The 14,366-nt window shown below is 69.7% G+C and carries 16 protein-coding genes; 6 read left to right on the top strand and 10 right to left on the bottom strand.

Going from position 1 to position 14,366, the window contains the following annotated elements:
- Positions 1-2: 2 nt before the first annotated feature.
- The 4 genes from LBN7_RS15450 to LBN7_RS15465 all read right to left on the bottom strand — a co-directional run bounded on the left by LBN7_RS15450 (position 3) and on the right by LBN7_RS15465 (position 2,865).
- Positions 3-809 carry an ABC transporter permease subunit gene (locus tag LBN7_RS15450; RefSeq protein ID WP_116635876.1) on the bottom strand — a complete coding sequence of 269 codons (807 nt, stop codon included), beginning with the start codon at positions 807-809 and terminating at the stop codon, positions 3-5.
- The gene (locus LBN7_RS15455) at positions 806-1,717 is read right to left on the bottom strand and encodes an ABC transporter ATP-binding protein (protein ID WP_116635968.1); all 912 of its coding nucleotides are present in this window, start codon (positions 1,715-1,717) and stop codon (positions 806-808) included. The genes LBN7_RS15450 and LBN7_RS15455 overlap by 4 nt, the downstream gene beginning before the upstream one ends.
- Positions 1,718-1,824: 107 nt before the next feature.
- Positions 1,825-2,208, bottom strand: coding sequence for an MmcQ/YjbR family DNA-binding protein (locus LBN7_RS15460; protein ID WP_407360151.1), 384 nt, complete (start codon positions 2,206-2,208; stop codon positions 1,825-1,827).
- Between the two features lie 3 nt (positions 2,209-2,211).
- The gene (locus LBN7_RS15465) at positions 2,212-2,865 is read right to left on the bottom strand and encodes an SOS response-associated peptidase family protein (protein ID WP_407360152.1); all 654 of its coding nucleotides are present in this window, start codon (positions 2,863-2,865) and stop codon (positions 2,212-2,214) included.
- A 72-nt stretch (positions 2,866-2,937) separates the two neighbouring features.
- Here LBN7_RS15465 and LBN7_RS15470 point away from each other — a divergent pair, with 72 nt between their 5' ends.
- Positions 2,938-3,876 carry a DMT family transporter gene (locus LBN7_RS15470; RefSeq protein ID WP_407360153.1) on the top strand — a complete coding sequence of 313 codons (939 nt, stop codon included), beginning with the start codon at positions 2,938-2,940 and terminating at the stop codon, positions 3,874-3,876.
- A 3-nt stretch (positions 3,877-3,879) separates the two neighbouring features.
- Here LBN7_RS15470 and LBN7_RS15475 read toward each other — a convergent pair whose 3' ends face one another.
- Positions 3,880-4,470 carry a nitroreductase family protein gene (locus LBN7_RS15475; RefSeq protein WP_407360154.1) on the bottom strand — a complete coding sequence of 197 codons (591 nt, stop codon included), beginning with the start codon at positions 4,468-4,470 and terminating at the stop codon, positions 3,880-3,882.
- Positions 4,467-4,871, bottom strand: a complete 405-nt coding sequence (gene msrB / locus LBN7_RS15480) for a peptide-methionine (R)-S-oxide reductase MsrB (protein ID WP_116635880.1) — start codon at positions 4,869-4,871, stop codon at positions 4,467-4,469. The genes LBN7_RS15475 and msrB overlap by 4 nt, the downstream gene beginning before the upstream one ends.
- Positions 4,872-4,942: 71 nt before the next feature.
- On the opposite strand from msrB, the gene LBN7_RS15485 reads away from it, so the two are divergent.
- The 4 genes from LBN7_RS15485 (at position 4,943) to groL (ending at position 8,596) form a co-directional block, all read left to right on the top strand.
- Positions 4,943-5,935 carry a DUF2332 family protein gene (locus LBN7_RS15485; protein WP_407360155.1) on the top strand — a complete coding sequence of 331 codons (993 nt, stop codon included), beginning with the start codon at positions 4,943-4,945 and terminating at the stop codon, positions 5,933-5,935.
- A 9-nt stretch (positions 5,936-5,944) separates the two neighbouring features.
- On the top strand, positions 5,945-6,202 hold the full coding sequence (locus LBN7_RS15490; RefSeq protein WP_407360156.1) for a DUF3263 domain-containing protein: 258 nt from the start codon (positions 5,945-5,947) through the stop codon (positions 6,200-6,202).
- 71 nt (positions 6,203-6,273) lie between these two features.
- Positions 6,274-6,852 (top strand): LytR C-terminal domain-containing protein, encoded by a 579-nt coding sequence (locus tag LBN7_RS15495; RefSeq protein ID WP_243408937.1) that lies wholly within the window; start codon positions 6,274-6,276, stop codon positions 6,850-6,852.
- Positions 6,853-6,976: 124 nt separating this feature from the next.
- The gene (groL, locus tag LBN7_RS15500) at positions 6,977-8,596 is read left to right on the top strand and encodes a chaperonin GroEL (protein ID WP_116635883.1); all 1,620 of its coding nucleotides are present in this window, start codon (positions 6,977-6,979) and stop codon (positions 8,594-8,596) included.
- A 92-nt stretch (positions 8,597-8,688) separates the two neighbouring features.
- Here groL and LBN7_RS15505 read toward each other — a convergent pair whose 3' ends face one another.
- From LBN7_RS15505 to LBN7_RS15515, 3 genes are all read right to left on the bottom strand, one after another.
- Positions 8,689-8,976, bottom strand: a complete 288-nt coding sequence (locus LBN7_RS15505; RefSeq protein ID WP_116635884.1) for a WXG100 family type VII secretion target — start codon at positions 8,974-8,976, stop codon at positions 8,689-8,691.
- Between the two features lie 121 nt (positions 8,977-9,097).
- A complete protein-coding gene (locus LBN7_RS15510; protein WP_407360157.1) occupies positions 9,098-10,789 on the bottom strand; it encodes a sensor histidine kinase in 1,692 nt (563 codons plus the stop codon).
- 58 nt (positions 10,790-10,847) lie between these two features.
- Positions 10,848-11,540, bottom strand: coding sequence for a response regulator transcription factor (locus LBN7_RS15515; RefSeq protein ID WP_116635886.1), 693 nt, complete (start codon positions 11,538-11,540; stop codon positions 10,848-10,850).
- A 133-nt stretch (positions 11,541-11,673) separates the two neighbouring features.
- On the opposite strand from LBN7_RS15515, the gene LBN7_RS15520 reads away from it, so the two are divergent.
- Entirely contained in the window at positions 11,674-12,696 is a 1,023-nt protein-coding gene (locus LBN7_RS15520) for a CPBP family intramembrane glutamic endopeptidase (RefSeq protein WP_407360158.1), read from the top strand.
- Positions 12,697-12,720: 24 nt separating this feature from the next.
- Here the strand turns inward: LBN7_RS15520 and LBN7_RS15525 are convergent, their stop codons facing one another.
- Positions 12,721-14,361, bottom strand: a complete 1,641-nt coding sequence (locus LBN7_RS15525) for a DNA repair helicase XPB (RefSeq protein ID WP_341944885.1) — start codon at positions 14,359-14,361, stop codon at positions 12,721-12,723.
- Positions 14,362-14,366 lie beyond the last annotated feature (5 nt).

Raw genomic sequence — 14,366 nt, forward strand, 5'->3', positions numbered from 1 at the left:
CTCTACGCGTCGCGCGTGCGGAGCACGGCCCACGCGGACAGCAACCCGGCGGCGACCCAGCAGGCGAGCGTCAGATAGGCGGCGGGGACATCGCTGCCCTCACCCGGGACGATGACGGTCTGCGCCGCGGCCACCGGCAGGTGCGAGGCGGCCTCCATGACCCAGCGCCCGGCTTCGCCGGCCAGGGCGAACATGCTCGCGACGATGGGCAGGACGAACAGCAGTCCGACAGTCGCGGCGATCGCACCCGCCCCGGATCGCAGGATGAAGCCGAACGCGACGCCGATGGTCGTGAACACGGCCATCGCCAGCGAGGCGACGATGATCGGGAGCGACGATGCGGACGGATCCGACCAGTCGATGCTCTGATCCCGGCCCGCGACGACAGCGGACACGACGACCGCGGCGATCCCGAAGATGATCAGCGACGACACGAACATCACGCCGGCGAGCACCACGGCCTTCGCGGCGAGGACCGAGCCACGGCCCGGGTTCGCGGTGAGCGTCGAGCGGATCATGCCGGTCGAGTACTCGCCGGTGACCGAGATCGCACCGAGGATGCCGGCGAGGAGCATCGTGAACTGGAACGGCGACACGACCGCCTGCACGGGATCGAAGCCCGGGTCGGTCACGTTCTGGGCGATCAGGACGGCGATGGCGACGGTGAGCAGGCCGGTGATGCCGATCGACCACCAGGTGGATCGCAGGGTGGCGAGCTTGATCCACTCGCCATGGAGCGCGCGGACGAAGGTCAGTCGGTGGCGGGTGTCGACACGGTGCGGGGCGACAGCCGATTCCTGGACGGTCATGAGATCTCCTTGGTCCGGTACTCGACGGCGTCGCCGGTGAGAGCGAGATACGCGTCCTCCAGCGATCCGGTGGTCGGGGTGAGCTCGTGCAGCGGGATGCCGCGGGCGGCGGCCAGATCGCCGATCCGCGCGGCGGGGAGTCCGACGACATCGAGCAGATCGGGAGCCGAGCTCACGATCTCGACGTCCGGCCCGCCGACGGCGGCGACGAGGTCGGCCGCCCGAGGGGTGCGCACGCGCACGGTGTTGGTCGTCCAGGCGCGGACGAGCTCGGGGAGCGGAGCGTCGGCGAGCACCTTGCCGCGGCCCATCACGATGACGTGGTCGGCGGTCTGCGCCATCTCGCTCATCAGGTGGCTCGAGAGCAGCACCGTGCGTCCTTCGGATGCCGCGTGCCGGACGAACTGGCGCACCCAGCGGACGCCCTCGGGGTCGAGGCCGTTGACCGGTTCGTCGAGGATCAGCGTGTGCGGGTCCCCGAGCAGCGCGGAGGCGATGCCGAGGCGCTGGCCCATGCCGAGCGAGAACTTGCCGGCGCGCTTGCGGGCGACGGAGCTGATACCTGCGAGATCGATCACCTCGTCGACGCGGGACGCCGGGATGCCGTGCGTCGCGGCCATCGCGCGGAGGTGGTTGCGGGCGGTCCGGCCGGTGTGCACGGCCTTGGCGTCGAGCAGCACGCCGACCTCGGTGAGCGGTGCGCGGAGCTTGCGGTACTCGCGGCCGGAGACCATCGCGCGGCCGGAGGTCGGACGGTCGAGTCCGACGATCATCCGCATGGTGGTCGACTTGCCGGCGCCGTTGGGGCCGAGGAAGCCCGTGACGCTGCCCGGCTGGATCGTGAACGACACGTCGTCGACGGCCGTCTTGTCTCCGAACCTCTTCGTGAGGCCTTCTGCTGTGATCATGTCGTCCACGTTACGGAGCGAGCACGATGTTCCGCGTCCTCCCTCGGTACCGTTCCCTCGGAGCGCGGGTCATCCCGGTGATGGATGCCGGTGGCTCGGCGCTGAGATCAGTCGGCCTGTCGCCCGAAGGTCTGGGGGTCGACCGGACGCTGCGCCCTCGGGAGCTTCTCGACGACGAGGAGGTACGACTCGGTCACGAGTTCCGTGACCAGGCCCTCCTCGAGCGACGAGCCGGGGGTGAGCGTGATCCAGTGCTTCTTGTTCATGTGGTACCCCGGGACGATGTCGGCGAACGTCTCTCGGAGAGCCTTCGCGTCGTCGGGCTGCGACTTGAGCGTGACACGCCCTGTGCCGTCCAGCGGCAGGAGGAGGAAGACGCGGCCCCGCACCTTGTACACGTCCCATTCGGGGCCGAACGGATTCTCGAGCGCCGAGCCGGGCAGCTCATCCGCGCGCGCGGCGGCGGCCGACGTCAGTTCCTGCGCATCCACGCGTCAGAACAGCCGTTCGGCGCGCTTGTCGTCGTTCCGCGGCTTCACCTGCACGCGATCGTCGAGGTCGGCGGCCGCGAGCAGCGCCTCGTCGACAACCTCGCGGCCGGTGTCGGCCGTCAGCCAGTCCCCGGCGAACGACGCCGGGACGAGCACCGGCATGCGATCGTGCACGCCGGCGAGGTGCTCCGGCGCCGGTCGCATCACGATCGAGTAGCAGGTGAACCACGCGCCGTCGGCGGTGCGCCCCCGCTGGGTCACGGCCGCCATGCCGAACAGCGCGCCGTCGTCGACGAGGAACTCATGCCACTGCCGGGACGGCTTCTGCATCTCGAACCAGCTCGTCGCCGGCACGATCGCGCGGGACTTCGCACTGCCGGGCCGGTCCTGCAGGCGCTCCGAGCGCGTGTTGATCGACGGGAACCTGGCGGGTTCGCCGTTCACGAGGTACCCCCACCACGCCGGCTCCAGCGTCGGCGCGGTCTCCGGCTGCACGATGATCGGATTGAGGTTCCGCAGGTTCTTCCCGGTCGGACGCAGGGTCTCGCCGGCGTTCTCCTCGGCCCAGACGCGCAGGCCTTCCAGGACCGCGTCGTCGGCCGCGGCCAGAAGCTCTGCGTCGGTGAACCGGGGATCGAGACCATAGCTCGCGCACATGTCGTCAGCGTAGCCGTGGCCGCCGACATCCGCCCGGTCTGCGGCCTTCCGCCGCTCGGGTAGTGTCGACAGGTGCCCGATACCCGCCGGCTTCCCGTGCCCCTGGCGCTCGGCGGCGCAGCAGCCATCGGCGTCATGACGGCGATCCAGGCCCGCATCAACGGCGTGCTCGGCGTGAAGGTCGACGACGGCGTCGTCGCCGGGCTGATCTCGTTCGCGGTCGGCCTCCTCGCCCTCGTCGTCGTGATCTCCTGCATCCCCTCGGCGCGTCGTGGCGTCGTGCGCCTCGTCGGCGGGATCCGACACGGGCGGATCCCGTTCTGGATGCTGCTCGGCGGCGCCTGCGGCGCCCTCACCGTCTCCACCCAGGGCCTGACCGCGGGAGTGCTGGGCGTCTCGCTGTTCACCGTCGGGGTCGTGGCCGGACAGACGCTGAACGGACTGGTGCTCGACCGGATCGGCTTCGGCCCGGCCGGAGTCGTCGCGGTCACCCCCGGTCGCCTGGCCGGGGGAGCGCTCGCGCTCGCCGCGGTCGCGATCTCGCTCTCCGGCGACGTGCTCGCATCGGCGCCGCTGTGGATGCTGCTGCTGCCGTTCGCGACCGGCGTCGGCATCGCGTGGCAGGCGGCGACCAACGGACGGCTCGCGCAGAGGGTCGAGTCGCCCATCGCCGCCACGCTGATGAGCTTCATCGCCGGCACGATCGTGCTGGCCGCTGCCGCCGGGGTGAGCATCGCGGTCCGCGGGATGCCCGACGCTCCGCCGGCCGAGCCGTGGCTGTACCTGGGTGGTTTCCTCGGAGCCGCCTACATCCTCCTCGGAGCGTTCATCGTCGCGCACACGGGCGTGCTCCTGATGGGGCTGGGGTCCGTGCTCGGGCAGCTCGTGACCTCGGTCGTGATCGACCTCTTCTGGCCGACGGCGGCGGGTCCCGCGCTCTGGCAGATCATCGCGATGGTGATCGTCGCCGTGGCATCCGTCGTCGTCGCGCGGATCCGGCCCCGGCGCTGACGACTACTTCTTCTTCGCCTTCTTCGCCTTCTTCGCCGTCTTCTCGATCGGCTCGGTCCTCGCCGGCATGCGGGTCAGGAGCTTGCGGGCATCGACGGCCTTGCGCCGGCCCGGCTTGCGCCCGGCGGGCTTGCCGCCGACGTACAGCCAGCCGAGGAGCTCCTCGTTCTTCGCGAGTCCGTGCGCCTGGGCGACCGCCTTCGACCGCGTGTAGCGCCCGGTGCGCCAGAGGACGCCCCAGCCGGCCTCGTCGAGCAGCAGGCTCAGCGTGTGGGCGACGCCGGATGCGGTGGCCTCCTGCTCCCAGCGCGGCACCTTGTCGCTCTTGCGGTAGCTGGCCACCACCGCGATGAGCAGCGGCGCGCGAAGGGGCTTCGAGGACGGCGACTTGTCGCCTTCGGCCTTCGCGATCGCGGCGCCCAGCGCCTCGCGATCGGTGCCTCGCAGCTCGATCAGACGCCAGGGACGCAGCGAGGAGTGGTCGGCGACACGGCCGGCCGCGGCGACGAGGGTCACCAGCTCCTCGTGCGTCGGCGCGGTGTCATCGACCTTCGACCAGGACTGCCTGGCGCGAACGGCGTCGAGCGCGCTCACGACTCGTCGGGCGTGAAGTTCATCGCGATCGAGTTCATGCAGTAGCGGTCACCGGTCGGCGTGCCGAACCCGTCGGGGAACACGTGTCCGAGGTGGGAGCCGCAGTTCGCGCAGCGCACCTCGGTGCGCACCATGCCGAGGCTGGAGTCCTCGATGAGCTCGACCGCCTCGGGGCGGATCGACTCGTAGAAGCTCGGCCATCCGCAGCCGGAGTCGAACTTGGTGCCGCTCTTGAAGAGCTCGGCGTCGCACGCTCCGCAGGTGTACAGGCCCGAGCGCTTCTCGTCGAGCAGCTCGCCCGTCCATGCGCGTTCGGTCGCGGCCTGGCGCAGCACGGCGTACTGCTCATCGCCGAGCTCGCGGCGCCACTCGTCTTCGGTCTTGTCCACGCTGTACGACATGTATCCTCCTGAGTCCCCTCCATTCTCCCTCCTGTGCCGGGGCGTCGGGTGCGCCGAGTCAGAATGGACGGATGACGGATGCTGTCCAACAGCGCTACGCGCGGTTCTCCCGGGATGAGGCCCCGGGCCGCAGCGCGCTCTACGAGGAGTGGGCGGCCGGCGTCGCCGCCGATCCCGAGGTGCAGCGGATCCTCCTGCGGATCCCCGAGTCGAGGCGGCAGCCGCCCCTCGTGTTCGCGGTGACGCGGCTGCTCGGCGCCGACCTCGGCGGCTACCCGGCGTGGCGGCGCTTCGTCGTGCGGAATGCCGACGAGATCGTCGCCGCGTGCACGGCGCGGCAGCTCCAGACCAACGAGCCTCTGCGGCTCGCCGCGCTGCTCCCCGTGCTGTCGGAGATCGAGGGGCCTGTCGCGATGCTCGAGATCGGCGCGTCCGCGGGGCTGTGCCTCTATCCGGACCGCTACTCCTATCGCTTCGTCGGAGAGGACGGAGCGCTCCGGGCCGCGCTCGACCCTGACGACGGCCGATCGACCGTGACCCTGGAGAGCCGGGTCTCGGGCGTCCTGCCACCGCTGCGGATGCCGGAGGTCGTCTGGCGGGCCGGCATCGACCTGGCGCCGCTGCACGCGGGGGACGACCGGGATCGGAGCTGGCTGCGAGCCCTGGTCTGGCCGGGGGAGAGCGGGCGGGAAGAGCGGATCGATGCCGCGCTCGACATCGCGGCATCCGATCCTCCTCGTCTCGTCGCGGGCGACGCGCTGGCGGAGATCGATGCGCTCGCGGCCGAGGCCCCCGCCGGTGCGACGCTCGTCATCACCACGCCGGGCGTGCTCGTGCACATCCCCCGGGCGGCGCGGACCGCTCTGATCGACCGCATCTCCGGGCTGCCCGCGCGGTGGATCACGATCGATCCACCCGGTCTGCTCGACGTCTGGGAGCCTCCCGTCGACGCGGGAGCCTGGCCGGGCTTCGTCGTCGCCCTCGACGGCCGCGTCCGTGCTGCGGCGGATCCGCTCGGGCGCTGGTGGGAGTGGCGCGCGGCCGTCGCGGCTGATGCGTCCTAACCTGGAGCCATGCTCGGAGATCTCACGGAGCGCGATCGCGCGATCCTCGCCCTCGAGGCGTCGTGGCCGCGCCACGGCGGGGCGAAGGAAGAGGTGATCCGGGCCCAGCTCGGCATGAGCGCGGCGCGGTACTACCAGATTCTGGGGCGTCTGATCGAGTCCGACGTCGCGCTCGAATACGACCCGATGCTGGTGCGCCGTCTGCGGCGGATCCGCGACAGCCGGGCCGCCCAGCGCACCGCCCGCACTCCGCGATTCGTCGGCTGATCCTGCCCGATGGCGGTTCCGCGCCCGCGCCGCGGAACGGATTGACAGGAACGTGCCGCTAGCATCGAGGGGTGTCCAAGCCCAGCCGCGATCGCTTCGATGACGTCCCCCGCTCCTCCGGACGCGTCGGGGCCCACCGTGCCGAGACCCCCGGGATGAACGGCTGGGTCGTTCTGCTGTGGTCCTTCGTCGCGGCCCTGGTGCTCATCATCGCCGGCATCTTCGGCTCGCTGGTCGTCATGGGTCGCATCTCGCTGTTCCCCGAGACCGCGCCGAGCTCCGTGCCCACCCCCGAGGAGACCGGAGTCGTCGACACGACCATCTCGGTGATGATCCTGAACGCGACGCCCGAAGAGGGGCTCGACACGCAGATGCGCGACCTGCTGATCAACAGCGGCTGGCTCGCGGACAGCGTCTATGCGAGTGACAGCGCGAGCGTGGACTTCGAGACCACCACCGTCTACTACGTCGCGGAAGAGGACGAGCTCGCAGCGATCGGCCTGGCGCGCGTCATCGGCGGCGCCGAGGTCCAGCAGAGCGACTTCTACGCGGCGCTGAACGACACCGGCGCGAAGCAGATCACCGTCGTCATCGGCCTCGATCGATCCACCACGGTGCCCGAGACTCCTGCCGAGACTCCCGCCTCCTGACATCGGGATGCGCCCCGTCCCCGGCGGCTTGCACTCGGTGGTGTCGAGTGCCAGAATGGCGTTAGCACTCTCTTACTCCGAGTGCTAAACCCAACGTCTACGTCCAGGAGGGACGAAAAAACTCATGGCAAAGATCATTGCTTTCGATGAGGAGGCCCGCCGCGGCCTCGAGCGCGGCCTCAACATCCTCGCCGACGCGGTCAAGGTGACCCTCGGCCCGCGTGGCCGCAACGTCGTCCTCGAGAAGAAGTGGGGCGCCCCCACGATCACGAACGACGGTGTCTCCATCGCCAAGGAGATCGAGCTCGACGACCCGTACGAGAAGATCGGTGCGGAGCTCGTCAAGGAGGTCGCCAAGAAGACCGACGACGTCGCCGGTGACGGCACCACGACCGCCACGGTCCTGGCTCAGGCGCTCGTCCGCGAAGGTCTGCGCAACGTCGCAGCCGGCGCCGACCCGATCTCGCTGAAGCGCGGCATCGAGAAGGCCGTCGCGGCCATCACCGAGGAGCTGCTCGCCAGCGCCAAGGAGATCGACTCCAAGGAGCAGATCGCTGCGACCGCTTCCATCTCGGCTGCCGACCCCGCGATCGGCGAGCTGATCGCCGAGGCGATCGACAAGGTCGGCAAGGAGGGTGTGGTCACCGTCGAGGAGTCGCAGACCTTCGGCACCGAGCTCGAGCTCACCGAGGGCATGCGCTTCGACAAGGGCTACCTGAACCCGTACTTCGTCACGGACCCCGACCGTCAGGAAGCCGTCTTCGAGGACGCCTACATCCTCATCGCGAACCAGAAGATCTCGAACATCAAGGACCTTCTGCCCATCGTCGACAAGGTGATCCAGGACGGCAAGGAGCTCGTCATCATCGCCGAGGACGTCGAGGGCGAAGCTCTCGCGACGCTCGTGCTCAACAAGCTCAAGGGCATCTTCAAGTCGGTCGCCGTCAAGGCTCCCGGCTTCGGCGACCGTCGCAAGGCGCAGCTGCAGGACATCGCGATCCTCACCGGTGGTCAGGTCATCACCGAAGAGGTCGGCCTGAAGCTCGAGAACGCCACGCTCGACCTGCTGGGTCGTGCACGCAAGGTCATCGTCACGAAGGACGAGACCACGATCGTCGAGGGCGCCGGTGAGGCCGACCAGATCGAGGGTCGCGTCACGCAGATCCGTCGTGAGATCGAGAACACCGACAGCGACTACGACCGCGAGAAGCTCCAGGAGCGCCTCGCCAAGCTCGCCGGCGGCGTTGCCGTCATCAAGGCGGGTGCGGCGACCGAGGTCGAGCTCAAGGAGCGCAAGCACCGCATCGAGGACGCCGTCCGCAACGCGAAGGCTGCTGTGGAAGAGGGCATCGTCCCCGGTGGTGGCGTCGCGCTCATCCAGTCGGGCACGAAGGCTCTCGACGCTCTGTCGCTCACGGGTGACGAGGCGACCGGTGCCAACATCGTCCGCGTCGCCATCGAGGCTCCGCTGAAGCAGATCGCGCTGAACGCCGGTCTCGAGCCGGGCGTCGTCGCGAACAAGGTCTCCGAGCTTCCCTCGGGTCAGGGCCTGAACGCGGCAACGGGCGAGTACGTCGACATGTTCGCTGCGGGGATCATCGACCCGGCGAAGGTGACCCGTTCGGCTCTGCAGAACGCAGCGTCGATCGCGGCTCTCTTCCTCACGACCGAGGTCGTCGTCGCCGACAAGCCCGAGAAGGCTGCGGCACCGATGGGCGACCCGTCGGGTGGCATGGACTTCTGACGCTCGCATGAGGTCAGCGACTCCGTCGCACAGAACGCCCCCGGCTCCGGCCGGGGGCGTTCTGCGTTTCCGCCCTCTGGTGAGGACCGGGATCAGCGGAACAGGCTCGCCGAGTATCGATCGGCATCCGCATACTGCGCAGCGGCCGATCCGAGCGAGGTGCCGATCGAGTCGAGCACCTGCTCCACGTGCAGCTGCGCCCCCTGCCACTGCTCGGCGCAGATCTGGAACGCGTTCGACGCATCGCCCATCCACGACGACTGCAGCTGCTGCAGCTGCGCCATGAGCGTGCGGGACTCGCTGCGAAGTCTCTCGATCGTGCCGCGGGTCGCCGCGTTCGCGGACTCGACGGCGTCGGTGTCGACGGTGAAGACAGACATGGGAACTCCTTCTCGTTGGAGCTCCGACGCTAGAGGCCTGAGGGGAGCGGCAGCCGTTCCGATCGGCGGTGCCGCCGCCGACTGTGCACAACCGGCCACGGGTGGTGGCGGTGGAGGGCGCTCACAGCTCCAGACGGTCGAGGGGCTGGGTGTCCTCGAGCAGGTGCGCGGGTGTCGCCCGGGAAGGCGCGAGGGGGAGCGTGACCGTGAACGTCGCGCCGCCGCCGGGGGTCTCCGACACCGCCACCGAGCCGTGCAGCGCCTTCACGATCGAGGCGACGATCGCGAGCCCCAGTCCGGAGCCGCCGGTCTCTCTGGCGCGTGAGGTGTCGGCGCGCCAGAAGCGCTCGAAGATCTGCTCGCGGATCTGCGGGGGGATGCCCTCGCCGTGATCGACGACCGCGATGCTCCCGGTGCCCCGCACCCGGTCGGAGTCGACGACGATCTCGATGGGGCCGTCCTCAGGCGAGAACCGCCGCGCGTTGCCGAGGAGGTTGGTGACGACCTGGCGCACCTTGTTCTCCTCGCCGAGGACGATGGGCGGGGTGCGCACGGGGGTGTCGGGAACCTCGGTGAAGTCGATCGCCGGCGGCTGCTCCGGCTGTCGCGGTCGGCGACGCAGCCGCGCCAGAGTGCCGCGGGAGAGGCCGCGCGGCGTGAGCGGAGCGGCAGCCGGGGCAGGCGCGGGGGCGATCCGCACGGTCGCGGTGTCCGTCACCTCGACCGTGCGGTCGATGACCGTGACCGTGCGCCCGGGGGCCGCGGCCCGCACGTCGAGAGCGGCATCGCGGGCGATGGGGCGCAGGTCGAGCGGTTCGATCTCGGGCTCGCGTTCCTCGTCGAGGCGGGCGAGAGCGAGGAGGTCCTCGACGAGGACGCCCATCCGGATCGCCTCCTTCTCGATGCGCTCCATGGCGCGCGCCGTGTCCTCCTCGCCCTGGATGGCACCCATCCGGTAGAGCTCCGCGTAGCCGCGGACGCTGACGAGCGGGGTGCGCAGCTCATGACTGGCATCGCCGATGAACCGGCGCATGTGCTGGACCGTGCGATCGCGCTGAGCGAGGGAGCGGTCCACGCGATCGAGCATGGTGTTGATGGCGCTGTTCAGGCGGCCCACCTCGGTGGTGGGCTCGAGGTCGGTGAGCCGCTGGCGGAAGTCGCCGGCGGCGATCGACATGGCGGTGGCCTCGACCTGACCCAGTCGGCGGAACGTGAGCGTGACGAGACCGCGGGTGAGGAGGGCCGCGATGAGGATCGTGATCAGCGCGATCGTGATGTAGATGCCGAAATACTGGCTGAGGATGCGATCGACCTCGGCGAGCGGCATGGCGACGACCTGGATGCGCAGTTCGCCGCCGTCGCCCGGAACCGTGGCGACGGCGGCGCGGTACACGGATGCATCCGCACCCGGAAGATCGAAGGTCGTGTCGGCCTCCGACTGCGCCTTCGCGAGGGGGTAGCTCTCCGGGAAGAGCGGTCCTGCCTCCGACGCGTCCGCGGTCGAGGCCTGCAGCACGCCGTCGGCGTCGTAGATCGCGAACGCGAAGTCACGGGGCTGCTGGTCGCGCGGCGTGTAGATCGTGTCGCCTTCGACGGTCGTCATCTCGAAGTAGCGGTCTGCGAGGTCGCTGGAGACGAGCGCCGGAAGCTGGGCGTCGATGTTCCCGACGAGTGCCGTGCGCAGGATCGGGACCGTGCCGATCCCGGCGACGAGCAGACCGAGGGCGAGCACCGCGACGGTGACGCCCGTGACCTTCGCCCGCAGGCTGGTCCGCCGCCACCAGCTGGTGACCGCATCGGGCTTGTGCGCCATGCGGTCCTCCCGGGTGCGGCGTCTGCGCCGCGGAACGGCGTCGGGGGTCGTGCGGTCGTCAGACCGTCTTGCCGACCTTGAGCATGTATCCGAAGCCGCGCTTCGTCTGGATCAGCGACTCCTCGGTGTGCGGATCGATCTTGCGACGGAGGTAGGAGATGTAGCTCTCCACGATGCCGGCGTCGCCGTTGAAGTCGTACTCCCAGACGTGGTCGAGGATCTGCGCCTTCGACAGCACGCGGTTCGGGTTCAGCATCAGGTAGCGCAGCAGCTTGAATTCGGTGGGGCTGAGCTCGATCGCCTCCTTGCCGACGTGGACGTCGTGCGTGTCCTGGTCCATCGAGAGCTCACCCGCGCGGATGATCGACTCCTCGTCGGCCTGCATGGTGCGGCGGAGGATCGCCTGGGCCCTGGCGACGATCTCGTCGAGGCTGAACGGCTTGGTGACGTAGTCGTCGCCGCCGGCGTTGAGTCCCTCGATCTTGTCCTCGGTGCCGTCCTTCGCCGTGAGGAACAGGATCGGAGCCGTGAATCCGGCACCGCGGAGCCGCTTCGTCACGCTGAAGCCGTTCATGTCCGGGAGCATGACGTCGAGGATGATGAGGTCCGGCTCCTCCTCGAGGACGGCCGAGATCGTGGCGGCGCCGTTGGCCACCGTCTTCACCTGGAATCCGGCGAAGCTGAGACCCGTGGAGAGCAGGTCGCGGATGTTGGGCTCGTCATCGACGACCAGGATGCGCGCATCAGTCATGTCCCCATTATGGTGACTTCGGCAATGCGGATGCTGACTATTGTCCGGAACGGCGGGGTGTCGCCGTCCGACGGGCCGCGAAATCCTCCCGTGGTCGGATGCGATCCACAGCCGCACCCGAGAGGATCGATGCATGAGCTCGACCGAGGACGACATCGCCGCCCCCGTACCCGTCACCGCCGCGCAGACGCCCGCGCCGGCCGAACAGTTCGCCTTCCACCGTCTCGCGCGTGTGCGCCCGCGGTATCGCTGGTGGCGGGTGCTGCTCACGGGGCTCGTCGCCCTCGCGTTCTACGTGGTGCTGCTGCTGCTCCTCATGGTCCCGGTGGGCGTCGCGTCGGTGCTGGTACCGGAATGGGGAGCCGAGCTGCAGATGCTCCTGGTGACCATGGAGTACTTCGACCTCGACCGCCCATGGCTTCTCGTGGTCCTCGTGCTGCCGCTGATCCTGATGATCCCGCCCCTCCTGCTGGCCTCGCGCATCGTCGAGGGACGCGGGGTGGGGCTGCTGTCGTCCGTGGCGGGGCGGCTGCGGCTCGGCTGGCTCGGCAGGAGCCTGCTGCTCGCCCTGGCCGTCTTCGCGGTGTACTTCGCCGTGTCCCTCGGCCTCTCGGCGGTCACGGGCACCGAGGTCGTCCCCGACTTCTCGCACCCGAACCTCTGGATCATGGTGCTGCTCGTGCTCCTGCTGATCCCCTTCCAGGCGGCCGCCGAGGAGTACGTCTTCCGGGGCTACCTGATGCAGCTCGTCGGCGGCTGGCTGCGGCATCCGGCGTTCGCGATCCTGCTGCCGGTCCCGCTGTTCGTGCTCGGCCACGGATACGACGTCTGGGGCGCGGCGAGCGTGGGGGTCTTCGCGATCGTCGCCGCCTGGCTGTGCTGGCGGACGGGCGGTCTCGAGGCGGCGATCTCGCTGCACATCGTGAACAACGTGCTCATCTTCCTGTTCGGGTCCGTCGGGATGGTCGACGCGAACGCGACCTCCGGCACTCCGGTCGATCTGCTCGCATCGACAGCGGCGATGGTCGTCTACGCGCTGCTGGCCGATCGGTGGGCGCGCCGGCTCGGCATTGCGCGAACGCTCGCTGTGGCGCCGATCCCGGCGTCGCGCGGCGCCGAGGGAACCCATCGTCTGAACACCGTGATCCACGGCTGACCGCGGGTCGCGGTCCGGAGGGGATCAGGCTGCGATCGCGTCGGCGTCCATGATCGTGTAGCTGTAGCCCTGCTCGGCGAGGAAGCGCTGGCGGTTCTGCGCGTAGTCCTGGTCGATCGTGTCGCGGGCCACGAGCGTGTAGAAGCTCGCCGTGTGGCCCGACTGCTTCGGTCGCAGCAGGCGACCGAGGCGCTGGGCCTCCTCCTGGCGGGATCCGAAGGAACCGGAGACCTGGATGGCGACGGATGCCTCGGGCAGGTCGATCGAGAAGTTCGCCACCTTCGAGACCACGAGCAGCGAGATGTCGCCCTCGCGGAACGCGCGATAGAGCTCCTCGCGTTCGTCCACGGGGGTCGCACCGGTGATCTGGGGAGCGTCCAGCGCTTCGGAGAGCGACTCGAGCTGGTCGAGGTACTGCCCGATCACCAGGATGCGCTCTCCCGGGTGCTTCGCGATCAGCTCGCGCACGGCCTGGACCTTGGCGGGAGCGGATGCCGCGAGGCGATAGCGCTCGTCGTCCGTCGCCGCCGCGTACTCGAGCCGGTCGCTCGGCGGAAGGTCGACGCGCACCTCGTAGCAGGCGGCGGGCGAGATGAACCCCTGCGCCTCGATCTGCTTCCACGGAGCGTCGAACCGCTTGGGGCCGATCAGGCTGAAGACGTCGCCCTCGCGGCCGTCCTCGCGGACGAGCGTCGCGGTGAGTCCGATCCGTCGTCGGGCCTGGAGATCGGCGGTGAGCTTGAACACCGGAGCGGGGAGGAGGTGCACCTCGTCGTACACGATGAGACCCCAGTCGAGGGCGTCGAGCAGCGCCAGGTGCGCGTACTCGCCCTTCCGCTTGGCCGTGAGGATCTGGTACGTCGCGATCGTGACGGGCTTGACCTCCTTGGCCTGACCGGAGTACTCGCCGATCTCCTCGGGCGTCAGGCTCGTGCGCTTGAGCAGCTCGTCGCGCCACTGCCGGGCCGAGACCGTGTTCGTCACGAGGATCAGCGTCGTGGTCTTGGTCGCGGCCATGGCGCCGGCGCCCACGATCGTCTTGCCCGCGCCGCAGGGGAGCACCACGACGCCCGAGCCGTCCTTGGAGAAGGCGTCGACGGCATCCTGCTGGTACGGGCGGATCTGCCAGCCGTCCTCGGCGAGGTCGATCTCGTGCGGGGTGCCGGGCGTGTAGCCGGCGAGGTCCTCGGCCGGCCAGCCGATCTTGAGCAGCTCCTGCTTGATCTGACCGCGTGCCCACGCGTCGACGACGAATGTCGCAGGCGTCGGGTGCCCGATCAGCAGCGGCTGGATGCGCTTGTTGTTCGCGACCTGGGTCAGCACGGCGGGGTCGGACGAGCGCAGGATGAGCGTTCCCTCGTCGTCGCGCTCGATCACCAGCCGCCCGTAGCGGTTGACGGTCTCCCGCAGATCGACCGCGACCGACGGCGGCACGGGGAAGCGCGACCAGCGGTCCAGCGTCTCGAGCATGTCCTCGGCGGTGTGGCCGGCGGCCCGCGCGTTCCACAGCCCGAGCCGCGTGATCCGGTAGGTGTGGATGTGCTCGGGGGCGCGCTCCAGCTCCGCGAAGATCGCGAGTTCGTGCCGGGCGCTCTCGGCGTCGGCGTGGGCGACTTCGAGCAGCACGGTGCGATCGCTCTGGACGATCAGGGGGCCATCAGACATAGCTG

The sequence above is a fragment of the Microbacterium sp. LBN7 genome, from assembly GCF_045690345.1.
GTDB lineage: Bacteria > Actinomycetota > Actinomycetes > Actinomycetales > Microbacteriaceae > Microbacterium.